The organism is Streptomyces montanus (assembly GCF_005786655.1).
GTDB classification, from domain to species: Bacteria; Actinomycetota; Actinomycetes; order Streptomycetales; family Streptomycetaceae; genus Streptomyces; species Streptomyces sporangiiformans.
Genome location: NZ_VBZC01000039.1, coordinates 14,952 through 37,978 on the forward strand (window position 1 = coordinate 14,952; position 23,027 = coordinate 37,978).

The following is a 23,027-nucleotide window of genomic DNA, read 5'->3' on the forward strand; positions in this document are numbered from 1 at the left end:
GTGACGGGCCCTGTGAAGGCGTCCACCTTCGTCTACCCGTGGGACGTCAACGGCGACCCGGGGGCCGCCGCGCGCATCGCCGGGCTCGGCGTGCGGCAGGCGACGCTCGCCTCCGCGTACCACTCCACACGCGCGCTGACTCCCCGGCACCCCCGGCACCGGATCGTCACCGCCCGGCACGCGGCCGTGTACTACCCGGCCGGCCCGCGCTGGGAGGGGCGTCGGCTGCGGCCGTACGCGGCCGGGGACTGGGCTCCCGGCGACGCGTACGGTGCGGCCGCCTCGGCCCTCGCGGAAGCCGGGCTCGACGTACACACCTGGGTGGTGCTCGCGCACAACTCCCGTATGGGCGAGGAGTTTCCGGACACCTCCGTGGTCAACGCCTACGGTGACCGGTATCCGTGGGCTCCCTGCATCGCGCAGCCCGACACGCGCGCGTACCTCGTCGATCTCGCCGTCGAGGCGGCGGTGCGGCCCGGAGCCGGGGGCACGGAACTGGAGTCCCTCGGGTGGTACGGGCTCACGCATCTCCACGCCCACGACAAGACGGCGGGCGTGGCTCTCGGCGACGCCGGGCAGTACCTCATGTCGCTCTGCTTCTGCCCGTCCTGCCGGGATGGCTGTACGGAACTGGGGCTGGACCCCGACGAGTTGGCGGCCGCGGTCCGGCGTGCCCTGGAGCCCGTGTGGCGGGGCGAGGCGCCCGCCGGGGGCTGGGAAGCGGTGGAGAAGCTCCTGGGCGCCGAACTCGCGACGGCCACGCGCGCGTGGCGGGACTCCGTCGCGCGTTCACTCCAGTCGGAGGCGGTCACGGCCGTGCGCGCGGCCGCCCCCGAGGAATTCCAGATCCTGCTGCACGCGGACCCGGCCTCGTATCACTCCGGCGCGAACGCCGGGGTGGATCCCGAGCACATCCTGTCGGTCGCCGACGGTGTGGTCGTGCCCTGCGCCGGAGGACCGGGGCTGCTGACTCCCTTCGCCGAACGGGGAGTCGAGGGGAGTGTGCTCGCGGCCAACTTCCCCGTGGTGAGCGGGATGGGCGGCAGCCCCGGCACGCTCGCACAGGACGTGGCGCGGGCTGTCGACCTCGGGGCGACCGAAGTGCGGCTGTATCACGCGGGGTTGGCGTCCGACGAGGACCTGTCGTTCGTGACGGAGACACTCGCACGGTTCGGGTGACGGCTGAGCGGCGGCACGACCGTCACGGGTGAACCACCACCGGCACGGGAATGAGCTTTTCATGGGTTCGCCCCGTCGCACCGCCGCCGTCACTGCCCTGGCCGCCGCTCTGGCGCTCAGCGTCGCCGGCTGCGGGTACGAGCCCGGTCCGTCCGGCCGCGTCATCGACAAGGACTACGACGCCCATCCCATGACGGGCACCGAAGAGTACAGACTGACCGTCCGCAGCAAGGACGGCGACGAAGTCGAGTTCCGCGTCATCAGTGACGACTACCACGACTGTTACCGCGGCTCCGCCTACCCGACGTGCACGAAGGTCGACCGGTGATCGCCGTCCTGGCACCTGCTACGTCTGAGTGTGTCGTCAGATGGTGACAACCAGCTTGCCCCGGGGATGGCTGTCGGTCAGGTGGCGGATGGCCGCGGGTGCCTCGGCAAGCGGGTATGTGCGGTCGATGGGCGGTGTGATCCTGCCCTTCTCGGCAAGGTCCTTGAGGGTCAGGAGGTCCTCGCGGCGGGAGACGGAGATGAGGTTGCGGAGGTTCTGGGCGATGAAGGGGGAGAGCAGGACGGCCCGGAGATCGCGGCTCATACCGCCGAAGAAGCCGGTGCCGCCCTCGCCGCCGACGATGACGAGCGTTCCGCGCGGGGTGAGGGCGCGGCGGAGGACGGGCAGCGGGCGCAGGCCCGCGTTGTCGACGATGACGTCGTAGCGGTGGGGGCCGTCGGTGATCTCCTCGCGGGTGTAGTCGATGACGTGGATGGCGCCCTGGGAACGGACGAAGTCCGCGCCGGTGGGGCCGCAGACGCCGGTGACCTCGGCGCCGTACATCGTGGCGAGCTGGACGGCGTACGCTCCCACGCCGCCCGAGGCGCCGATGACGAGCACCCGCTGGCCGGGCCGCGGCCGGGCCTTGCCGCTCAGGGCCTGGAGGGCGGTCATCCCGGAGACGGGGAGGGCGGCGGCCTGTTCGAAGCTGAGGTTGGCGGGCTTGGGCGCGAGCCTCGCGGCCTTGGCGCGCGCGTACTCGGCGAACGAACCGTCGCAGTTGCCGAAGACCTCGTCACCCGGCTTGAAGTCCGTCACCTTCGCGCCGACCGCCTCGACGCGCCCGGCGCCGTCCCAGCCCCGTACGGGGTTCTTGGGCTTACGGAGTCCCAGGGCGACGCGGGCCACATAGGGGCGGCCCGTCATGAGGTGCCACACCTCGGGGCCGACACCGGCCGCGCGCACCTCGACGAGCACCTCGTCGTCGCCGGGCACGGGGCGGTCGATGTCGCGCAGTTCCAGGAGGTCGGTGGATCCGTAGGCATCCTGAACGATCGCCTTCATGGCGTGGCTCCCCTTCGAGGTCCACGACACCGAGCGTCGCGGATACCCAGAGCATCCCGGCGGTCCGACCTCCTGACCAGCCTCCTGAGCATGATCTTGGGATCGGGAGCGATGAGTTTCCGTACGCCGGACGGTCTACCCCATGACGACCCTGATCAGAGGAGCCGACCATGGACCGTACGACACCCACGACCCTCGACCTGGGGCCGCAGGCCCTGATCGTGGCGCGCCTCGCGGAGGGGGTGGGTGAGGACCAGCTGGACGCCCCGACGCCGTGCCCGGAGTACGCCGTGCACAACATGCTGGGGCATGTCGTCGGACTCGCCACCGCCTTCCGGGATGCCGGGCGAAAGGACCTGGGGGTCACGACGGACACCAGCCCGACCGCCGCCGTGCCGGACATCGAGCCCGGCTGGCGCGAGACACTCCCACAGGTGCTCGACGAGCTCGCCGAGGCCTGGCGGGATCCGGCTGCCTGGACCGGTCAGACCCGGGCCGGCGGAGTGACCCTGCCGGGCGCCGTCGCCGGTGCCGTCGCGGCCGATGAGCTCGTCATCCACGGGTGGGACCTCGCCCGGGCCACCGGTCAGGAGTACGAGCCGGACGCGGCTGCCCTGCGGGCGACGTACGAGTTCCTGCTCGCCGCGGCCGAGGACCCGTCCCGCGGGGGCGGCATCTTCGGGCCCCTCGTGCCCGTACCGGATGACGCGCCGCTCCTTGACCGCGCGGTCGGGCTCAGCGGCCGCGAGCCCGGCTGGAAGCCCAGGGGGTAGTCGCCGGGCAGAGGATTCGCCAAGTTGCAGAGTGAGGGTCTCGCCGGACTCGCCCCGGGCAGCCGGCCTGTGCCTCTGCGAGGCCGACGTCGATCGGCATCGCGAAGGCGAACAGGTGCGGCTGACTCCCGGGGCGACTTCTTTTGCCAGAAGCGTTGACGAATCCTGAGCGCGCTCTTACCTTCATCGCGTCGTACTTCGTACGTCATATATGAGACGCGATACGCGAGATCCGATACGTGAGATCCGAGAGGCGCGCATGACCTCTGTGCCCACCCCGATCCCGTCCCGCACGCAATACGTGCTGGAGGGGATCAAGAACCGCATCCTCACCGGGCAGCTGACGCCCGGTCAGGCCCTGGTCGAGACGGAGCTGGCCGCACAGTTCGGGGTGTCCAAGACCCCCGTGCGTGAGGCCCTCAAGACCCTGGCCGGCACGGGGCTCGTCGTGATGAACCAGTACAAGGGCGTCACGGTGCGCATGGTGGACGCGGACATGGCGCGCGAGGTGTACGACGTGCGGCTGCTCCTGGAGCCGGAGGCCCTGCGCCGCTCCGTGCGGCGCGGCGCCTCCCTCGACACGGCACGCGACGCGCTCGAACGCGCGGACTCCGCCACCGACACCGCGCAACGCTCCTTGGCCAACCGGGAGTTCCATCGCGCCCTGTACGTCCCCTGCGGCAACCCGCTGCTCGGCCGGATGCTCGACGAAGTACGCGACCAGGCCGCCCTGGTCTCCGCGGTCGCCTGGGCCGCGAACCCGTCCTGGGAGCGCGAGGCCGCCGAACACCGGGAGATCCTGCGGCTCGCCCTCGACGGCGACTCGGACGGCGCGGCACGCGCCCTGCACTCGCACATCGCGTCGTTCGTCCAACGGGCCTTCCCCGAGGCCCAGGGAGAGGGTGACCAGGAATGAGCAGCGCGACGTTCGAGACGCAACGAGCGGCGCTGGCCGATGTGGTGGCGATCCCGGTGACGCCGTTCGCCGAGGACGGCGGCGTCGACCAGGACACCTACCGCGCCCTGCTGGGCCGCCTGCTCGAGGGCGGCGTACGCATCCTCACGCCGAACGGCAACACGGGCGAGTTCTACGCCCTGAACCCCGAAGAGCGCCGCCTGGTGACGGAACTGACCATCGACGAGGTGGGTGACCGGGCCGCCGTCCTGGTCGGTGTCGGCCACGACGTGCCGACCGCGGTCGCCGCCGCGCGGCACGCCCACGAGCGCGGGGCGCAGATGGTGATGGTCCATCAGCCCGTCCACCCGTACGTCTCGCAGGGCGGCTGGGTCGACTACCACCGGGCCATCGCCGAGGCCGTGCCCGAGCTCGGCGTCGTCCCGTACATCCGCAATCCGCAGCTCACCGGCGCACGGCTCGCCGAACTGGCCGACGACTGCCCGAACGTCATCGGCGTGAAGTACGCCGTGCCGGACGCGGCGCGCTTCGCCGCCTTCGCACGCGACGCGGGGCTCGAACGCTTCGTCTGGGTGGCCGGCCTCGCCGAGCCGTACGCGCCCTCGTACTTCTCGGCGGGCGCGACCGGTTTCACCTCGGGGCTCGTGAACGTCGCCCCGTCCGTTTCGCTGAACATGATCGAAGCGCTTCGATCCGGTGACTACGCGGCCGCCATGAAGGTGTGGGAGCAGATCCGCCGCTTCGAGGAGCTGCGCGCCGCCCACGGCTCCGCCAACAACGTGACCGTGGTCAAGGAGGCTCTGGCCTCGCTGGGCCTGTGCCGCCGCGAGGTCCGTCCGCCCAGCAGTCTGCTGCCCGAGGCACAGCGCGCCGAGGTCGCCGCCATCGCCGCGGGGTGGTCCATATGACCGACAGAAGTGACATACCCGGACCGGATGAAACCGCGGGCGGCGCAAGGGAGTTGCGCAGCCATCAGTGGTACGGCACCGAGGGACTGCGGTCCTTCAGCCACCGGGCCCGCACCCGTCAGCTCGGCTATCTCCCCGAGGAGCACCTGGGCAAGCCGGTCATCGCGATCCTCAACACATGGAGTGACATCAACCCCTGTCACGTCCATCTGCGGGACCGCGCCCAGGCGGTCAAGCGCGGAGTCTGGCAGGCCGGAGGCTTCCCGCTGGAATTCCCGGTCTCCACCCTCTCCGAGACCTTCCAGAAGCCGACCCCGATGCTCTACCGCAACATGCTCGCGATGGAGACCGAGGAGCTGCTGCGGTCCTACCCGGTCGACGGGGCCGTCCTCATGGGCGGCTGCGACAAGTCCACACCCGCGCTGCTGATGGGCGCCGCCAGTGTCGATCTGCCGGCCGTCTTCGTGCCGGCCGGGCCCATGCTGCCGGGCCACTGGCGCAACGAAGTCCTGGGCTCCGGCACCGACATGTGGAAGTACTGGGACGACAAGCGCGCCGGGCTCATCGGCGACTGCGAGATGGCCGAGCTGGAGAGCGGCCTCGCCCGGTCGCCGGGCCACTGCATGACCATGGGGACGGCGTCGACGCTGACCGCGGCCGCCGAGGCCCTCGGCGTCACCGTGCCGGGCGCCTCCAGCATCCCGGCCGTCGACTCCGGGCACGACCGGATGGCCGCTGCCTCCGGCCTCAGGATCGTCGAACTCGTCCGCAAGGACCGGAAGTTGTCCGCCCTCCTCACCCAGGAGGCCTTCGAGGACGCCGTGCTGACCGTCCTCGGGCTGGGCGGCTCCACGAACGCCGTGATCCACCTGATCGCGATGGCCGGCCGCGCCGGAGCCCGGCTCACGCTCGACGACTTCGACCGCATCGCGCGCACGGTGCCGGTGCTCGCCAACGTCCGGCCCGGCGGACAGACCTACCTGATGGAGGACTTCCACTTCGCGGGCGGGCTCCCCGGGTTCCTGTCCCGGCTCACCGACCTCCTCCACCTGGACCGGCCGACGGTGTCGTACGACACGATGCGCGAGCAGCTCGACGGCGCGCTCGTCCACAACGACGACGTCATCCGCACCCGGGAGAACCCGGTCGCGAGCGAGGGCGGCGTCGCCGTGCTGCGCGGCAACCTCTGCCCCGACGGCGCTGTCATCAAGCACATCGCCGCCGAGCCGCACCTGCTCAAGCACACCGGGCCCGCGGTCGTCTTCGACGACTACAAGACCATGCAGCGGACCATCAACGACCCGTCGCTCGGCATCACCGCCGACAGTGTGCTGGTGCTGCGGAACTCGGGCCCCAAGGGCGGGCCGGGCATGCCCGAGTACGGCATGCTGCCCATCCCCGACCACCTGCTGAAGCAGGGCGTGCGGGACATGGTGCGGATCTCCGACGCCCGGATGAGCGGCACGAGTTACGGCGCCTGCGTGCTGCACGTGGCGCCCGAGTCGTACGTCGGCGGGCCGCTCGCCCTGGTGCGCACCGGGGACACCATCACCCTCGACGTCGAGGCACGGGCCCTCCGGCTCAACGTGGACGACGAGGAGCTTCAGCGGCGCAGGGCGGCGTGGACGCCGCCGCCCGAGCGGTACGAGCGCGGCTACGGAGCGCTCTACAGCGAACAGATCACGCAGGCCGACACCGGCTGCGACTTCGCCTTCCTGGCCAAACCGGGCAAGGTGCCGGACCCGTACGCGGGCTGAGGGCGAGCGGCCCGCCGAGCCGCATGTCCGACATCCCGAACAACGGTCGCGAAGCGCTTCAACGAACCGCACACAGAGAGCACAGCACCAAGAGCGCACAGCACAGCACCACCCGCACACCCCCAAGAACGGAGAACAGTCATGGCCCAAGCCGCAGCCGTGGCGAAAAAGCCCGCGCCACCCCGGCGGCGCCGTGGCTCAGCTACGCCGCGCAGGCTCCCGTATCTGCTGATCGCCCCGGCGGGACTGCTGATGCTGGGCTTCATCGCCTACCCGGTGCTGAGCGTCTTCTACTACAGCCTGCAGAACTACAACCCCACCAAGCCGTGGCGGAACGGCTACGCGGGCTTCGAGAACTTCGTGCACGCCTTCACCGAGGACCCGCAGTTCTGGGACACGCTGGTCTTCAGCGCCAAGTGGGTCGTCGTCGAGGTCGGCCTGCAGCTGCTGTTCGGTCTGGCGCTCGCGCTGATCGTCAACCAGACCTTCGTGGGACGGTCGCTGGGCCGCGCCCTGGTGTTCTCGCCGTGGGCCGTCTCCGGTGTGCTCACCTCCGCGATCTGGGTGCTGCTCTACAACTCCCAGACAGGCATCACCCGTTACCTCGCCGACATGGGTATCGGGGAGTACGGCACCTCATGGCTGTCGGACACCTCGACCGTCTTCCCGGCGGCAGTGGTCGCCGACCTCTGGCGCGGCGTCCCCTTCTTCGCGATCCTCATCCTCGCCGACCTCCAGTCCGTCTCGAAGGACCTGTACGAGGCCGCCGAGGTCGACGGCGCCAGCCGCATCCGGCAGTTCCTCCACATCACCCTGCCGCACCTCAAGGACGCCATCATCCTGTCCACGCTGCTGCGCGCGGTGTGGGAGTTCAACAACGTCGACCTGCTCTACACCCTCACCGGCGGCGGACCCGCGGGTGAGACGACGACACTCCCGCTCTACATCGCCAACACCAGCGTCGACGCCCACAACTTCGGCTACGCATCGGCCCTGACCACGGTCGCGTTCGTGATTCTGCTCTTCTTCTCGATGGTCTATCTGCGGCTGAGCAAGTTCGGAGGTGACGACAAGTGAGCACCAGAACGGCCACCCCGCCGGCGCCCGCTGTCCAGCACGAGGCCCCCGCGCCGCAGCGCCCCGCCAAGAAGGTTCACCGCGCCTGGGACGAGGTCCCGCGCTGGCACATCTACCTCCCTCTCGGGGTCTACCTGCTCTTCACCCTCATTCCCTTCTACTGGATCCTCCTCTTCGCCCTGCGCAAGCCCGGCTCGACGTCCCTCGTGCCCTGGCCCATGACCTTCGAGCACTTCGAGAAGGTGTGGACCCAGCGAAGCTTCGGGACCTACTTCGAGAACAGCGTCTACGTCGGCATCGCCACCCTGGTGATGACCACGATCGTCGCGCTCGCGGGCGGCTACGCGCTCGCCCGCTTCAACTTCAGGATCAAGCGCGCCTTCATGCTGGCGCTGCTCTGCTCCCAGTTCGTGCCCGGCGCGCTGCTCCTGGTCCCGCTCTTCCAGATCTTCGCCGAACTCCAGATGATCAACTCGCTCGGCAGCGTCATCATCGCCGAGACGGTCTTCCAGCTGCCGCTGTCGATGATCCTGATCAGCGGCTTCATCCGGAACGTCCCGTACTCCCTCGAAGAGGCCGCCTGGGTCGACGGCTGCACCCGCTTCACCGCCTTCCGGGTCGTCGTCCTGCCCCTGCTGCGGCCCGGTCTGATCGCCGTCGGCTCCTTCGCCTTCGTGCACTCCTGGAACCACTTCCTGTTCGCCCTGATGTTCCTCAGCAACCAGGAGAAGCAGACGATCCCGGTCGGCCTCAACAGCCTGATGAGCGCCGACAGCGTCGACCTGGGCGCACTCGCGGCGGGAGGCATCATCGCCGCCCTGCCCGTCGTGATCGTCTTCGCCTTCATCCAGAAGTGGCTGATCACGGGCTTCAGCGCCGGCGCGGTGAAGGGCTGAGAGGGATGAGAGGGATGAGAGACACCGTGAAGAACAGACTCGGACAGCTGCGTACCGTCCTGCCGCGTACGGACACCGGGCGCCGACTGCTCCAAGTCACCCTCACCTGCGGGCTGTTGGCGGCCCTGGGCGCACCGGCGAACGCGGAGGCCCGCGACATCAGCCGCGACACCCTGGCGCCGAACGACGGCTGGGCCTCCGCCGGCGGTGGTACCACGGGGGGTTCCACCGCCGACGACGCCCACGTCTTCACCGTACGCAACCGTGCCGAGCTGGTCCGCGCGCTCGACGGCGGCAGCGCGACCCCGAAGATCATCAAGGTCGCGGGCACGATCGACGCCAACACCGACGACGAAGGCGCGCGGCTGGACTGCGACGACTACGCCAAGGACGGGTACAGCCTGAAGAAGTACCTGGCCGCGTACGACCCGCGGACCTGGGGCTCCGCCAAGCCCTCGGGCCCGCAGGAGGCGGCCCGCCAGGCCTCGGCCGCCGCCCAGGCCGCACGGGTCGAACTGGCCGTCGGCTCCAACACCACCATCGTCGGGCTCGGTTCGAACGCCGTCCTCAAGGGCGCCGGCCTCCAGATCAGGGACGCGGACAACGTCATCGTCCGCAACCTCGAACTCCGCGACGCCTACGACTGCTTCCCCGTCTGGCAGCCCAACACCGGCGGCCTCGGCGACTGGAAGACCGCGTACGACACTCTCTGGCTGCGCGGCGCCACGCATGTGTGGATCGACCACGTCACAGCCTCCGACAAGGGCCACCCGGACGAGGACGAGCCGACCTACTTCGGCCGCAACTACCTGCGTCACGACGGCCTGCTGGACATCACCAACGGCTCCGACCTGGTGACCGTCTCCTGGAGCCGGTTCGCCGACCACGACAAGGCCATGCTCATCGGCAACGGGGACACGGCCACCGGCGACCGCGGCAAGCTCCGCGTCACCCTGCACCACAACGAGTTCGAGTCCGTCGTACAGCGCGCCCCGCGCGTCCGCTTCGGACAGGTGCACGTCTACAACAACCGGTACGTCGTCCTCGAGGACGCCCACGACTACCGCTACTCGCTCGGCATCTCCACGGAGTCGGCCGTCTACGCCGAGAACAACGCCTTCACCACGCCCGGCCACATCGAGGTCGCCGACCTCGTGAAGAGCTGGAACGGCACGGCCCTGCACCAGAGCGGGACCCTCTTCAACCGCTTCCCCGTCGACCTGCTCGCCATCTACAACGCCTACAACTCCGGCAGCGAACGCGACCTGACCGCCGACGTCGGCTGGACGCCGGCGCTGCACGGCGAGATCGACAGCGCCCGGCAGGCCGACCGTGACGTGGAGCGCGGCGCGGGAGCGGGGAGGATCCGATGACATCACCTGTGCCTGTGCCGATCGTCCTCGCGGGCGCCCGCGGCCACGGTCGCTGGCACCTGCAGAACATCCGCCGCCTCCAGGACCAGGGCCTTGTGCACCTCGCGGGGATCTGCGAGCTGACGCCGCTCACCGAGGAGGAGCTCGGCGGGCAACTCCTGGAGCAGTCCGCCGACTTCGGGGGCCTGCTGGACTCCACCGGTGCCGCGATCGCCGTGATCTGCACGCCGATCCCCACCCACACCGACCTGGCGCTGATCGCCGCCGCCAAGGGCGTGCACCTGCTGCTGGAGAAGCCGCCCGCGCCCTCGTACGCTGATTTCCGCCGCATGGCCGACGGGGTCGCGGCCGCCGGGATCGCATGCCAGATCGGGTTCCAGTCGCTCGGCTCGCACGCCCTGCCCGCGATCCGGGAGCTCGTCGCACAGGGTGCGATCGGCGAGGTGACGGGCATCGGGGCGGGCGGAGCCTGGGCGCGCGCCGAGGAGTACTACCGCCGCGCACCCTGGGCGGGACGGCGCACCCTGAACGGCGCCGACGTCGTCGACGGCGCGCTGACCAACCCCCTCGCGCACGCCGTCGCCACAGCCCTGGCACTCGACGGCGCCACCCGCGCCGAGGACGTCACCGTCATCGAGACCGAGCTGCTGCGCGCCAACGACATCGAGTCCGACGACACCTCGTGCGTCCGCGTCACCACCGCGGCCGGCGGCCGGGTCACCGTCGCCGCGACCCTGTGCGCCGAGCAGCCCGACGAGCCGTACGTTCTCGTGCACGGCACCAGCGGCCGGATCACCTTCTGGTACAAGCAGGACCGCGTCCTCGTCCAGCGGTCCGGCCACGGCCCCGTGGAGACCGACTACGGCAGGACCGACCTGCTGGAGAACCTCGTCGAGCACCTCGAAGGCCGCGCGGAACTGCTGGTCACCCCCGACTCGACGGGCGCTTTCATGAGGGTCGTCGAGGCGATCCGGCAGGCCCCGGATCCGGTCGCCCTGCCCGAGGCCGACTGGTACCTCGTGGCCGACGAGAACCGCCGGGTCGTCCGCGGCATCGACGCACTCGTCACCACCTCCGCCGAGACCCTCTCCCTCTACTCCGAGCTGGGCGCCTCCTGGGCGCTACCGAAAGAGGTGAGCACCTGGTGAACGACTCCCTGGTCCTGCGTATCGCGGGGCGCCCGGTCGGCCGTTACATCACCCGGCCCGAGCTCCCGCCCCGCCTCTCACCACGCCCGTATCTGCACCCGGTCACCACCCTGGCCGGTACGTCGGTCACCGAGCTGAGCCCGGCGGACCACACACACCACCTCGGCGTCAGTGTCGCCGTTCCCGACGTCGAGGGGCACAACTTCTGGGGCGGGCGCACCTTCGTCCGTGACCAGGGCCCCACCGAGCTCGACAACCACGGGGCTCAGCGGCACTCCGCCTTCCAGCTGTGCGACCCCGACGGCTTCGTGGAGGAGCTGCGCTGGGTGGCCACGGGTGGCGAGCTGCTGCGCGAGCGGCGTACGGTCGCGGCGAGTGAACTCACCGACTGTGCCTGGGCGTTGGACTTCACCTTCTCGCTCACCAACACGACGCCCGGCCCGCTGTCGATCGGCAGCCCCGCAACGAACGGACGCCCAGGCGCGGCCTACGGCGGCTTCTTCTGGCGCGCCCGCAAGGAGGCCGAGGCGCCCGCCGTGTTCACCCTTGACACCGAGGGCGAGGAGGCGGCGCACGGCGTGTGCGCCGACTGGGTCGCGCTCGCCGGCGCCACCTGGACCCTCGTGTTCGCCGGCGCCACCGAACAGACCCGCCAGGACCCTTGGTTCGTGCGCACCGCCGAGTATCCGGGCGTCGGCTCGTCCCTCGCCCACGACCAGCGGCTGGAGATCGCGGCCGGGGACACGGTCGTACGCCGGATCATCACCGTCGTCGCCGACGGCCGCCTCGACCGGGACGAGGCGTCGGCGCTCGTCCGCAAGGCGGTGAGCACATGAGCACGGTGACCGAGGGGGCCGCCGCGTTCAGCTCCGACCTCGGGGACGGGACCTACCGCAACCCGGTCCTCGACGCCGACTGGTCCGACCCCGACCTCATCCGCGTCGGCGACGACTTCTACCTCACCGCCTCCAGCTTCGGCCGCGCCCCGGGCCTGCCGCTGCTGCACTCCCGCGACCTGGTCAACTGGACGCTGGTCGGGCATGCGCTGTCCCTCCTGGAACCCGCGAAGGAGTTCAGGACACCCCGCCACGACTGCGGAGTGTGGGCACCGTCCCTGCGCCATCACGACGACCGGTTCTGGATCTTCTGGGGCGACCCCGACCACGGCATCTACCAGGTCAACGCCCCGGAGATCCGCGGCCCCTGGACCCGCCCGCACCTGGTCAAGGAGGGCAAGGGACTCATCGACCCGTGCCCGCTGTGGGACGACGAGACCGGCGAGGCGTACCTCGTGCACGCCTGGGCCAAGTCCCGCTCCGGCGTCAAGAACCGGCTCACCGGGCATCGCATGCGCCCCGACGCCACCGGTCTGCTCGACGCGGGCAAGGTGATCGTCGACGGTGACCGCATCCCCGGCTGGTTCACGCTCGAAGGGCCGAAGCTGTACCGGCACGACGGCTGGTTCTGGATCTTCGCCCCCGCCGGGAGCGTGGAGACGGGCTGGCAGGGCGTCTTCCGCTCACGCGGGTTCTTCGGGCCGTACGAGGAGCGGATCGCGCTGGAGCAGGGCGACACCGACGTCAACGGCCCCCACCAGGGCGGCTGGGTGAGTACCCCGTCCGGCGAGGACTGGTTCGTCCACTTCCAGGAGCGGGGCGCCTACGGACGGGTCGTCCACCTCCAGCCGATGCGCTGGGGGGCGGACGGCTGGCCCGTGCTGGGCGACGAGGGCGTCCCCGTCGGCGTCCACAAGAAGCCGGACCTGCCGCGTCAGCCGCTGTCCGCGCCGGCCACCGACGACGACTTCCCCGGCGGGCGGTTCGGGCGCCAGTGGCAGTGGACCGCCAACCCTCATGACGGCTGGGCCACCCAGCACGCGGCCGACGGGCTGCGGCTGACCTGCGTACGGACGGCCGACGCGCACGATCTGCGCAAGCTGCCGAACGTGCTCACACAACGGCTGCCCGGAACGCCCGCCACCATCGAGGTCGAACTCACCCTGTCCGGTGAGGAGCCCGGTGCGCGGGCCGGACTCGCAGTCCTGGGCGACGCGTTCAGCTGGATCGGGCTCCAGCGGGGCGCCGACGGCACGGTGCATCTCGTGCACCGGTTCGCCGAATCCGTCGCCGAGCGGGAGCGGGATGCCGCCCACCCGCGCGAAGCGCCGGACGGCCGGGCCCGGCTGCGGATCGAGATCGGCGCCGGGGCGCGCTGCCGCTTCTCTGCCGATGTCGGCGACGGCCCGCAGCCCTCCGGCCCGGTCTTCGCCGCCACGCCCTGGCGCTGGGTCGGCGCCCTGCTCGGCCTGTTCGCACTGGCGCCGAACGGCGGGGGACACGCCGGGGCGGCCACGTTCACGCAGTTCCGCATCACCGCGCGACCGACGTCCTGAACCACGACCGACTTCCTGAAGCACGACCGACTTCCTGAACTCAGTACACCCGTAAGCCTGTTGGGAGCCGCAATGACGCACCTCCGTAGCAAGCGCTTGCCAGGATCAGGGCCGAGACCGGGCCCGGCCCGGGCCCTGGTGGCGGTCGCCGCCCTGGCGGCCTCGCTGGTGCTGGGAGCCCTCACCCCGGCCGAGGCGGCCGAGCCCGAGGGCGCCCAGGCCGCCTCGGGGTCACACGGACAATGGAGCGCCAAGCCGCACGGCTTCGCCTCCCTCGACGGAGGTACGACCGGTGGCGCCGGCGGCAAGGTGGTGACCGTCACCGACCAGGCGGCCCTGCTCAAGTACGCGGCCGCCGAGGAGCCGTACGTCATCCGGGTCGCCGGATCGATCGATGTCGAGCCGTTCGGGTCCGACATCACGGTCACCTCGAACAAGACGATCATCGGCGTCGGCGACACCGGCGAGATCGTCCACGGGGAGCTGCATCTGAACCCCGGCACCAGCAACGTGATCATCCGCAATCTGACGATCCGGGACTCCTACGTCGAGGGCGACTGGGACGGCAAGACCACGGACTTCGACGCCATCCAGATGGATTCCGTCGACCACGTCTGGATCGACCACAACCGGTTCACGCACATGGGTGACGGACTGCTCGACATCCGCAAGGACAGCCAGTACGTCACGGTCTCCTACAACCAGTTCACGCACCACAACAAGGCGTTCGGGATCGGCTGGACGGCCGACGTCAAGACGCAGATCACCATTGACCACAACTGGTTCAGCGGCACCAAGCAGCGCAATCCGTCCGCCGACAACTGCGCCTACGCGCACCTCTACAACAACTACCTGTCGGCGCAGGTGGCGGACGGCGACCCGGTGTGGACGTACGGGAACTGGTCGCGCGGCAAGACCAAGATGGTCATCGAGAACAGCTACTACAAGGACGTCCAGCACCCCTACCAGGCCGACGCCACCGCGGAGTTGGTGGAGCGCGGGTCGATCCTGAAGAACACGACCGGACGCCACGACGAGTGGGGCGCCGCCTTCGATCCCCGGGAGTTCTACGACTACCGGCTGGACCCGGCCGCCGCCGTGCCGGCCCTGGTCACCCGTTTCTCCGGGCCCCAGCGGAACCTCGGCACGGACACCGTGCTGAACGTGCCCGCCGACTACCCGACCGTCCAGGCCGCCGTGGACGCGGTGCCCGACGGCAACGACGGCACCGTCACGATCCGGATCGCGCCCGGCACGTACCGCGCCAAGGTCCTCATTCCCGCGACCAAGCCGAACCTGGCGCTGCGGGGAACGGGTCGGGACCGTTCGGACACCGTCATCGTCTACGACACGCCCGCCGCGTACGGCGGCTCCACCGGGAGCGCCACCGTACGGATCGCCGCGAACGACGTCACGGCGCGCAACCTCACCTTCAGCAACGACTTCGACGAGGCCGCGCACGAGCTGAACGGCGAGCAGGCCCTCGCCATGAAGACGACGGGCGACCGGATCGTCTTCGAGGACACGGCCTTCCTGGGCAACCAGGACACGCTGATGACCGACAGCCCCAAGCTGGACGTGATCAGCCGGGTCTACCTCCGCGACTCCTACGTCGAGGGCGACGTCGACTTCATCTACGGGCGCGCGACCACCGTCATCGAGCGCTCCGTCATCAAGGCCCTCAGCCGCGGTTCGACGACCAACAACGGCTACATCACGGCCGCTTCGACCTGGAAGGACAACCCGTACGGCTTCCTGATCACGAAGTCGAAGGTCGTCAGCGACGCCCCCGCCGGCACCTTCCACCTCGGCCGGCCCTGGCACCCGGGCGGCGAGCCGAACGCCATCGCCCAAGTCCTGTTCCGCGACACCGAGTTGCCCGCGGCGATCAAGTCCTCGCCGTGGACCGACATGAGCGGCTTCTCGTGGAAGGACGCCCGCTTCACCGAGTACCGCACCTACGGGCCCGGAGCCACCGTCACCGCCGACCGGCCGCAGCTGCCGGCCGCGGACGCGGCCACCCACACGGTCGCCGACTACCTGGCGGGCCAGGACGGTTGGGCGCCGCACATCGACCGCCGCTGAGTCCGCTCGGCGGCCGAAGAACCTCCACGCAACCGCACAGAAACCCTCGCTGGATCCATCAAGAAGAGAGCCGTTCAATGAAGATCAGCATTCGCAGAAGCAGGCGCGCCGCCATGGCCGTCGCCCTGGGATCCGTCCTCGCGCTGACCGCCACCGCCTGTGGGGACGACGGCAGCGGGGCGGGCGGTGACAAGGGCTCCGAGGGCAGCGGCAAGGGCGAGATCGTCTTCTGGGACAACAACGGCGGTGTCCGCACCGACATCTGGAAGGAGATCATCGCCGACTTCGAGAAGGCGAACCCGGACATCCAGGTCAAGTACGTCCCGATCGCCGCCACCGAGTACCAGTCCAAGGTCGACAACTCCATCCAGGCGGGCGGCCTGCCGGACGTCGGCGGCGTCGGCGCGGCGATGCTCGCCGGGATCGCCGCCCAGAACGCGCTGGAGCCGCTGGACGACCGCCTCGCCAAATCCTCCCTCAGCAGCAAGCTCAACAAGGACATGGTCGCGTCGTTGAAGGCCGCGGGCGGCGGCGACGAGACGCTGTACTCGATCCCGACCTCCGCGAACAACGGCGTGCTCTACTACCGCACCGACCTGTTCAAGAAGGCCGGCCTGGACGAGCCGACCACCTGGGACAAGTTCTACAAGGCCGCGGAAAAGCTCACCGACAAGGGCAAGAACGAGTTCGGCTACACCATCCGCGGCGGCGCCGGCTCCATCGCCCAGGCGCTGGACGCGATGTACGGGCAGTCCGGCATCACCTCGTTCTGGGACTCCAGCGGTGAGAAGACCACGGTCAACGACCCGAAGAACGTGAAGGCCCTGGAGAAGTACGTGGCCCTCTACAAGAAGGTCACCCCGGCCGCCGACCTCAACAACGACTTCACCAAGATGGTCGCCCAGTGGGACTCCGGCACCATCGGCATGCTCAACCACAACCTGGGCTCCTACCAGGACCACGTGAAGGCGCTCGGCGTCGACAAGTTCCGGGGCATCCCGCAGCCCATCGGGGCCGGCGGCAAGCGGGTCCAGGTCTCCAACCCGGTCGACGGGCTGGGCGTGTTCAAGAGCTCCAAGAACAAGGACGCCGCCTGGAAGTTCATCGAGTTCGCCGTGTCGCAGGCGGAGAACTCCAAGTTCAACGAGTCGGCGGGCCAGGTCCCGGCGAACACCGAGGCCGCCAAGGACGCATGGGTCTCCAAGGCCGAGCCGACCAAGCTGGCCGCCGCGGCGCTGAGCGACGGTTCCACCACCATCGTCCAGCTGCCGTACTACCTGCCCGACTGGAACACCATCTCGAAGACCGACAACGAGCCGGCCTTCCAGAAGGTCATGACCGGGTCGACGAGTGCCAAGGACTTCCTGGACACGCTTGCCGACCAGCTGAACAAGGCCCAGGCGGAGTGGAACGAGCAGAAGGGCTGATGCCGGTCCACTGACCCCGACTCGCGCCTCCTGACCGAGGGCCGGCGGCGGATCACCTGGTGCCCCGCCCGCCGGCCCTCCAGCCCCCCACGCCCGAAAGCAAAGGTAATCGCCCTCTCATCATCTGATTTTGCTGCCCTGAAAGGCACACCGACGTGTCCCTCACCCGCAGACAGATCACCACCGCGGCTCTCGCCGCCGTCCCCCTCGTCGCCGCCGCGACAACACCCGCCGCCGCGGCAGCACCCGCGGCCGCCTCCCCGTCTTCCCCGCACGGAGGCCGACGCGTGCGCACCCTCTACATCGCCGGTGACTCCACCGCAGACCAGAAGTACGCCGACGCGGCCCCCGAAACGGGCTGGGGCATGGCGCTCCCGTTCTTCCTGAGCAAGAGCGTGTCCGTCGCCAACCACGCCCTGAACGGCCGGAGTTCGAAGAGCTTCATCGACGAGGGCCGCCTCGACGTCATTCTCGAAGCCATCCGGCCCGGCGACCTCCTCCTCATCCAGTTCGGCCACAACGACTCCAAGTCCGCCGACCCCACGCGCTACACCGAGCCCTGGACGACGTACCAGGACCACCTGCGCCAGTACATCGACGGCGCCCGCGCCCGCGGTGCCCGCCCCGTGCTCGCCACCTCCGTCGAGCGCAGGAAGTTCGACGCCGACGGGAATGCCGTGGGCACCCACGGCGACTATCCGGCTTCGATGCGCGCCCTCGCCGCCGCCGAGGAGGTGGCGCTGCTCGACATCCAGGCGCTGTCCATCGCGCTCTGGCAGAAGCTGGGCGTCGAGGAGACCAAGAAGTACTTCAACTGGACCGCGACCGAGCAGGACAACACCCACTTCAATCCTCCGGGTGCCATCGCCGTGGCCCGGCTGGTCGCTATTGAGCTTCTGCATCGCCGGGTGCTTGCCCACGGGGACGTGCGTCGCCTGGGCGACGAGATTCCTGAGTCCTGGATCACTTGGCCATAGCGCTCCGCTGTAAGGCCGGTTTCAAAGCTGCGGGCCCGTTGTGGCTGGTCGCGCAGTTCCCCGCGCCCCTGAAAGGGGCGCCAACTCCCCCCTTCCTTTGAAAGGTACCCGCACCCATGCGTACGCGAGTCTGGCATGCCCATGCCACTTTCTCTGTCCTCGGCTGCACCGCTCTCGTGCTCGCCGTCACCGGGACCACCGCCCAGGCACAGCCACGGGACCTGGCCCGGCAGACCCTTGCCGCGAACGACGGCTGGGGGTCGGAGGGCAGCGGCACCACCGGTGGTTCGGCCGCCGACGCCGAGCACGTCTACACGGTCACCACCTGGGCCGAATTCAAGGCCGCGCTGAAGGCCGGGGGCGACACTCCGAAGATCGTCCAGATCAAGGGCGTCATCGACCCCGTCGCGGAGGGCTGCGCGTCCTTCGAGGCAGCGGGGTACGACTTCGACGCGTATCTCGAGAAGTACTCGCCGGAGAACTGGGGCCTGGACAAGGACCTCTCCGGGGAGCCGGCCGACAGCCCCGAGGGGCTGCGCGCCGCCTCCGCCGCCAACCAGGACAAGGCCATCAAGGCGAACGTCCCCGCCAACACCACCATCGTCGGCGTCGGCAAGAACTCCGGGATCCGGGGCGGCAGCCTGCAGATCAAGGGTGTCGACAACGTCATCCTCCGCAACCTCACCATCGAGGCCCCGCTCGACTGCTTCCCCCAGTGGGACCCGACCGACGGCGCCACGGGCGCCTGGAACTCCGAGTACGACGCGGTCGTCGTCTACGGCTCCACCCATGTGTGGGTCGACCACAACACCCTGACCGACGGCCGCTACCCCGACAGCACGCTGCCGAAGTACTTCGGCGAGATCTACCAGCAGCACGACGGCCTTCTCGACATCGTGCGCGGCGCCAACTACGTCACCGCGTCCTGGAACTCCTTCGAGGACCACGACAAGACGCTGATGATCGGCAACAGCGACAGCGCGGGCTCCACCGACGCCGGCAAGCTCAAGGTCACGCTGCACCACAACCGCTTCGACGGCATCGTGGAGCGCGCGCCCCGCGTCCGCTTCGGGCAGGTCGACGCGTACAACAACCACTTCGTGGTCACCAAGGACCAGTCGTACTCCTACACGTTCGGCATCGGCGCGTCCTCGCAGCTGTACGCCGAGAAGAACGCCCTCTCGCTGCCGGCCGGAGTCAGCGCCGCCAAGACACTGAAGAAGTGGAGCGAGGCACCGCTCACCGCCCAGAACAACTACGTCAACGGAAAGCAGGTCGACCTCATCGCCGTCCACAACGCCGAGATACCGGGGGAGACCCTGCAGTCCGGCGCCGGATGGACGCCGACCCTGCGCACGAAGGTCGACTCGCCGCGGGCCGTGCCGGGGATCGTCACCGGGCAGGCGGGCGCCGGGAAGGTCTGCTGACGATGACCGGACCAGACGTGAGCAGACGGTCGTTCGTCGTCGCGAGCGCCGGGGCCGCGCTCGGCCTCGGGCTCTCGGGCACCGCCCACGCGCAGGGACGTTCGCCGTTCGGCCGGTACGGCTCCCCGTCGGCGCGGCTGACCGGGCGGACCCTGTACGTCCACCCCGGCGGTCTCGGCGACCACACCACCGTGCAGGCCGCCGTGAACGCCGCGACCAGTAGTGGGTACACCCTGGTCATCGCCCCGGGCACGTACCGCGAGACGGTCGCCGTCAGCGTCGCCCGCACGGAGATGACGTGGATCGGCGCCTCGGAGAACGCGCGTGACGTCGTGATCGTGTACGACAACGCGGCCGGCACCCCCAAGCCGGGCGGCGGCACCTACGGAACCACCGGTTCGGCCACCACCCTCGTCCAGGCCGACGGGTTCACCGCCCGGTACCTCACCTTCGCCAACGACTGGCTGCGCGCCGACCACCCCGAGATCAGCGGCACCCAGGCCGTGGCGATCAAGGTGCAGGGCGACCGCTCGGCGTTCCACCACTGCCGGTTCCTGGGCCACCAGGACACGCTGTACGCCGACTCCATGGCGCTCGGCACCTTCGCCCGGCAGTACTTCGCGCACTGCTATGTCGAGGGTGACGTGGACTTCGTGTTCGGGCGGGCCACCGCCGTGTACGAGCACTGCCACTTCCACACCCTGAACCGCACGGACCTGTCCGGAGCCCCGTACGGCTTCGTCTTCGCGCCGTCGACCGCGGGCGCCAACCCGCGCGGTTGCCTGGTGGCGAAGAGCCGCGTCACGAGCGAGGCCCCGGACGCCTACTACAAGCTGGCCCGCCCCTGGGTGCCCAGCTCCGACACCACCGCCCGCCCGATGCTCACCGTGCGCGAGACCCGCCTCGGCACCGGGATCGACGCGGTGGCGCCGTACACCAACATGTCGGAGAGCTTCCCCTGGCAGAACCAGCGGTTCGCCGAGTACCGGAACACCGGGCCGGGCGCCGAGATCAGCGTCCCGGAGAACCGGCCCCAACTCACCGACGCGGAAGCCGAGTCCCACACCCGCGCGGTGTACCTCGGTGACTGGGCGCCATGGAAGGGGTGCTGAGATTGCGCCGGCGCACACTGCTCACCGGGATCGCCGGCGGTCTGGTGGCCGTCGGTACCACCCCCGCCTTCGCGGACGCCCGCCGCCGCGTCCTCCACGTCCGCCCCGGCGACCTGGTCCAGGACGCGGTCGACGCGGTGGACGGCGGCGGCTGGACGATCGTCGTGCACCCGGGGACGTACCGCGAAGTGGTCGACATCCCTGCCGGCAAGCGTGACTTGACGCTGCGCGGTGCCACCCGCGACCCGCGTGACGCCGTCATCGTGTACGACAACGCGAACGGCACGAAGAAACCCGACGGCACGACCTACGGCACCGCGGGCTCCGCCACCTTCACCTCGACGGCGCCCGGCCTGACCGTGCGCGGACTGACCCTCGCCAACGACTGGCTGCGCGCCGACCACCCGGAGATCACGGGGACACAGGCCGTGGCCGCGTACGTCACCGGCGACCGCTCGCGCTTCGAGGGCGTACGGCTCCTGGCCCACCAGGACACGCTGTTCGCGGACACCACCGCTCTGGAGGCCTTCGACCGGCAGTACTACCGGGACTGCTACATCGAGGGTGACGTCGACTTCGTCTTCGGGCGGGCCCGGGCGGTCTTCGAGCGGTGCCACTTCCACACCCTCGACCGGGACGTCGCGTTCAAACCGGAGGGGATGGTGTTCGCGCCGGCGACGGCACGCGCGAATCCCTACGGCTTCCTGGCGGTCCGGTCCCGGATCACCTCCGGGGCCGAGGACGCGGCGTACAAGATCGCGCGCCCGTGGGTGCCGTCGTACGAGACTACCGCCTGGCCCTCACTGGTCGTCAGGGACACCTGGCTGGGACCGGGCATCGACGCGGTGACGCCGTACATCAACATGCGCGAGGCGTACCCGTGGCAGACCATGCGCTTCAGGGAGTGCGCCAACCAGGGTCCCGGCGCGGTGATCTCGGTGCCCGAGAACAGGCCCCAGCTGACGGCGGAGGAGGCCGCCGTGCACACCCGGCGGACCTACCTCGGCGACTGGAGGCCGTATGCCCGCCCGTGACCCGGCGTTGGGGCGGCGGGCGTTCGTGGTGGGGTCCGGGGCGGCGGCGCTGTTCACCGCTGCCGGGCCCGCCCGGGCGGCGGCGTCGGAGCCGGTGATCGTGGACGGCCCACTGCCCGACTTCCATCCGCTCCTCAAGGACGAACTCCGCTTCCCGCTCGCCTGGGACACCTCCCCGATCCGGGACTTCCGGGCCTGGCGGCGGGCCGCCCGCGCGAAGGTCGAGGAACACCTCCTCGTCGAGCGGGACGACACGTTGTACGAGCCCGAGTTCGGCGAACAGCACAGCGAATTCGGCGGCTACGCAAGGGAGTTGGTGACCTTCTCCGTCACCCGGTACGGGCGGGTGCGTGGAGCTCTGCTCACCCCGCACGGCACCGGTCCCTTCCCGGCCGTGCTCCTGCTCCACGACCACGGCGCGAAGTTCGACATAGGAAAGGAGAAGCTGGTCAGGCCCTGGTACGACGGCGAGACACGACTCGCCTCCGCCCAGGCCTGGGCCGACCGGTACTTCAGCGGGCGGTTCCTCGGTGACGAACTGGCCCGGCGGGGATACGTCGTCCTCGCCGTGGACGCGCTCGGCTGGGGCGACCGGGGGCCGATCACCTACGAGCAGCAGCAGGCTCTCGCGAGCAACTTCTACAACCTGGGCTCGTCGCTCGCCGGGCTCATGGCGCGCGAGGACGTGCGCGCCGCCGGCTTTCTGGCCGGGCTGGACCGGGTGGACGGGCGGCGGGTCGCGGCCGTGGGGTTCTCCATGGGCGCCTTTCGGGCCTGGCAGGCCGCCGCGCTCAGCGACGATGTCGCGGCTGCGGCGAGCGTGTGCTGGATGACCGGGCTCAAGGACGTGATCGTGCCCGGCAACAACATCCTGCGGGGCCAGTCCTCCTACTACATGCTCCATCCCGGGCTTGCCCGGTATCTCGACTTCCCCGATGTGGCGAGCATCGCCGCGCCCAGGCCGATGCTCTTCTTCCACGGTGCCCAGGACACCCTTTTTCCTTCCGAGGGTGTCCTGGTGGCGTACGACAAGCTGCGCGCCGTCTGGCGCTCCCGTCGCGCCGGGGATCGCTTGCACACCAAGGTCTGGCCCGATCTGGGCCATGTGTGTACCGCACCCATGCAGGACGAGCTCTTCACATGGCTCGACACCGTTCTGTGAACCCTGGGTGGGCGGGAGGGTTTCCTTCCCCAACCCCACCCCATACCCAAA

The 23,027-nt window shown here is 70.0% G+C and carries 20 protein-coding genes; 19 read left to right on the forward strand and 1 reads right to left on the reverse strand.

Annotation, left to right across the window (positions count from 1 at the left end; genetic code table 11):
- Positions 1–12 precede the first annotated feature (12 nt).
- The gene (locus FE633_RS30045; RefSeq protein ID WP_138048381.1) at positions 13–1,179 is read left to right on the forward strand and encodes a hypothetical protein; all 1,167 of its coding nucleotides are present in this window, start codon (positions 13–15) and stop codon (positions 1,177–1,179) included.
- A 61-nt stretch (positions 1,180–1,240) separates the two neighbouring features.
- Positions 1,241–1,507, forward strand: a complete 267-nt coding sequence (locus tag FE633_RS30050; RefSeq protein ID WP_138048321.1) for a DUF2500 domain-containing protein — start codon at positions 1,241–1,243, stop codon at positions 1,505–1,507.
- 36 nt (positions 1,508–1,543) lie between these two features.
- Here the strand turns inward: FE633_RS30050 and FE633_RS30055 are convergent, their stop codons facing one another.
- On the reverse strand, positions 1,544–2,512 hold the full coding sequence (locus tag FE633_RS30055; RefSeq protein ID WP_138048322.1) for an NAD(P)-dependent alcohol dehydrogenase: 969 nt from the start codon (positions 2,510–2,512) through the stop codon (positions 1,544–1,546).
- Between the two features lie 170 nt (positions 2,513–2,682).
- Here FE633_RS30055 and FE633_RS30060 point away from each other — a divergent pair, with 170 nt between their 5' ends.
- The 17 genes from FE633_RS30060 (at position 2,683) to FE633_RS30140 (ending at position 22,976) form a co-directional block, all read left to right on the forward strand.
- The gene (locus FE633_RS30060; RefSeq protein WP_138048323.1) at positions 2,683–3,285 is read left to right on the forward strand and encodes a TIGR03086 family metal-binding protein; all 603 of its coding nucleotides are present in this window, start codon (positions 2,683–2,685) and stop codon (positions 3,283–3,285) included.
- Positions 3,286–3,544: 259 nt separating this feature from the next.
- On the forward strand, positions 3,545–4,201 hold the full coding sequence (locus FE633_RS30065) for a GntR family transcriptional regulator (protein ID WP_119102386.1): 657 nt from the start codon (positions 3,545–3,547) through the stop codon (positions 4,199–4,201).
- A complete protein-coding gene (locus tag FE633_RS30070; protein ID WP_138048324.1) occupies positions 4,198–5,109 on the forward strand; it encodes a dihydrodipicolinate synthase family protein in 912 nt (303 codons plus the stop codon). Before FE633_RS30065 ends, FE633_RS30070 begins: the two co-directional genes overlap by 4 nt.
- The gene (gene araD, locus FE633_RS30075; RefSeq protein WP_138048325.1) at positions 5,106–6,866 is read left to right on the forward strand and encodes an L-arabinonate dehydratase; all 1,761 of its coding nucleotides are present in this window, start codon (positions 5,106–5,108) and stop codon (positions 6,864–6,866) included. Before FE633_RS30070 ends, araD begins: the two co-directional genes overlap by 4 nt.
- Before the next feature lie 141 nt (positions 6,867–7,007).
- Positions 7,008–7,943, forward strand: a complete 936-nt coding sequence (locus FE633_RS30080; protein ID WP_138048326.1) for a carbohydrate ABC transporter permease — start codon at positions 7,008–7,010, stop codon at positions 7,941–7,943.
- Positions 7,940–8,839, forward strand: coding sequence for a carbohydrate ABC transporter permease (locus tag FE633_RS30085; RefSeq protein WP_138048327.1), 900 nt, complete (start codon positions 7,940–7,942; stop codon positions 8,837–8,839). The genes FE633_RS30080 and FE633_RS30085 overlap by 4 nt, the downstream gene beginning before the upstream one ends.
- Positions 8,840–8,898: 59 nt before the next feature.
- Entirely contained in the window at positions 8,899–10,212 is a 1,314-nt protein-coding gene (locus FE633_RS30090; RefSeq protein ID WP_425473245.1) for a pectate lyase family protein, read from the forward strand.
- Positions 10,209–11,360 carry a Gfo/Idh/MocA family protein gene (locus tag FE633_RS30095; RefSeq protein WP_138048329.1) on the forward strand — a complete coding sequence of 384 codons (1,152 nt, stop codon included), beginning with the start codon at positions 10,209–10,211 and terminating at the stop codon, positions 11,358–11,360. The genes FE633_RS30090 and FE633_RS30095 overlap by 4 nt, the downstream gene beginning before the upstream one ends.
- Positions 11,357–12,196 carry a DUF6807 domain-containing protein gene (locus FE633_RS30100; protein ID WP_246113902.1) on the forward strand — a complete coding sequence of 280 codons (840 nt, stop codon included), beginning with the start codon at positions 11,357–11,359 and terminating at the stop codon, positions 12,194–12,196. The genes FE633_RS30095 and FE633_RS30100 overlap by 4 nt, the downstream gene beginning before the upstream one ends.
- Complete coding sequence (locus FE633_RS30105) at positions 12,193–13,752, forward strand: glycoside hydrolase family 43 protein (RefSeq protein WP_138048330.1); 1,560 nt, start codon at positions 12,193–12,195, stop codon at positions 13,750–13,752. Before FE633_RS30100 ends, FE633_RS30105 begins: the two co-directional genes overlap by 4 nt.
- A 72-nt stretch (positions 13,753–13,824) precedes the next feature.
- On the forward strand, positions 13,825–15,837 hold the full coding sequence (locus tag FE633_RS30110) for a pectinesterase family protein (RefSeq protein WP_138048331.1): 2,013 nt from the start codon (positions 13,825–13,827) through the stop codon (positions 15,835–15,837).
- A gap of 77 nt (positions 15,838–15,914) precedes the next feature.
- Complete coding sequence (locus FE633_RS30115) at positions 15,915–17,264, forward strand: ABC transporter substrate-binding protein (RefSeq protein ID WP_138048332.1); 1,350 nt, start codon at positions 15,915–15,917, stop codon at positions 17,262–17,264.
- A 155-nt stretch (positions 17,265–17,419) separates the two neighbouring features.
- Positions 17,420–18,241, forward strand: coding sequence for a rhamnogalacturonan acetylesterase (locus tag FE633_RS30120; protein WP_138048333.1), 822 nt, complete (start codon positions 17,420–17,422; stop codon positions 18,239–18,241).
- A 116-nt stretch (positions 18,242–18,357) separates the two neighbouring features.
- Positions 18,358–19,668 carry a pectate lyase family protein gene (locus tag FE633_RS30125; RefSeq protein WP_138048334.1) on the forward strand — a complete coding sequence of 437 codons (1,311 nt, stop codon included), beginning with the start codon at positions 18,358–18,360 and terminating at the stop codon, positions 19,666–19,668.
- Between the two features lie 2 nt (positions 19,669–19,670).
- On the forward strand, positions 19,671–20,780 hold the full coding sequence (locus FE633_RS30130) for a pectinesterase family protein (RefSeq protein ID WP_138048335.1): 1,110 nt from the start codon (positions 19,671–19,673) through the stop codon (positions 20,778–20,780).
- Positions 20,781–20,782: 2 nt separating this feature from the next.
- Entirely contained in the window at positions 20,783–21,814 is a 1,032-nt protein-coding gene (locus FE633_RS30135; protein ID WP_171060175.1) for a pectinesterase family protein, read from the forward strand.
- A complete protein-coding gene (locus FE633_RS30140; RefSeq protein WP_138048337.1) occupies positions 21,801–22,976 on the forward strand; it encodes a dienelactone hydrolase family protein in 1,176 nt (391 codons plus the stop codon). Before FE633_RS30135 ends, FE633_RS30140 begins: the two co-directional genes overlap by 14 nt.
- Positions 22,977–23,027: the final 51 nt, after the last annotated feature.

Excerpts from the sequence above, each read along its gene's own strand:
- FE633_RS30140 (WP_138048337.1), top strand. The coding sequence starts at position 21,801 with ATGCCCGCCCGTGACCCGGCGTTGGGGCGGCGGGCGTTCGTGGTGGGG.
- FE633_RS30065 (WP_119102386.1), top strand. The coding sequence starts at position 3,545 with ATGACCTCTGTGCCCACCCCGATCCCGTCCCGCACGCAATACGTGCTG.
- FE633_RS30080 (WP_138048326.1), top strand. The coding sequence starts at position 7,008 with ATGGCCCAAGCCGCAGCCGTGGCGAAAAAGCCCGCGCCACCCCGGCGG.
- FE633_RS30095 (WP_138048329.1), top strand. The coding sequence starts at position 10,209 with ATGACATCACCTGTGCCTGTGCCGATCGTCCTCGCGGGCGCCCGCGGC.
- araD (WP_138048325.1), top strand. The coding sequence starts at position 5,106 with ATGACCGACAGAAGTGACATACCCGGACCGGATGAAACCGCGGGCGGC.
- FE633_RS30130 (WP_138048335.1), top strand. The coding sequence starts at position 19,671 with ATGACCGGACCAGACGTGAGCAGACGGTCGTTCGTCGTCGCGAGCGCC.
- FE633_RS30055 (WP_138048322.1), bottom strand. The coding sequence starts at position 2,512 with ATGAAGGCGATCGTTCAGGATGCCTACGGATCCACCGACCTCCTGGAA.
- FE633_RS30070 (WP_138048324.1), top strand. The coding sequence starts at position 4,198 with ATGAGCAGCGCGACGTTCGAGACGCAACGAGCGGCGCTGGCCGATGTG.
- FE633_RS30110 (WP_138048331.1), top strand. The coding sequence starts at position 13,825 with ATGACGCACCTCCGTAGCAAGCGCTTGCCAGGATCAGGGCCGAGACCG.
- FE633_RS30050 (WP_138048321.1), top strand. The coding sequence starts at position 1,241 with ATGGGTTCGCCCCGTCGCACCGCCGCCGTCACTGCCCTGGCCGCCGCT.
- FE633_RS30105 (WP_138048330.1), top strand. The coding sequence starts at position 12,193 with ATGAGCACGGTGACCGAGGGGGCCGCCGCGTTCAGCTCCGACCTCGGG.
- FE633_RS30115 (WP_138048332.1), top strand. The coding sequence starts at position 15,915 with ATGAAGATCAGCATTCGCAGAAGCAGGCGCGCCGCCATGGCCGTCGCC.
- FE633_RS30060 (WP_138048323.1), top strand. The coding sequence starts at position 2,683 with ATGGACCGTACGACACCCACGACCCTCGACCTGGGGCCGCAGGCCCTG.
- FE633_RS30125 (WP_138048334.1), top strand. The coding sequence starts at position 18,358 with ATGCGTACGCGAGTCTGGCATGCCCATGCCACTTTCTCTGTCCTCGGC.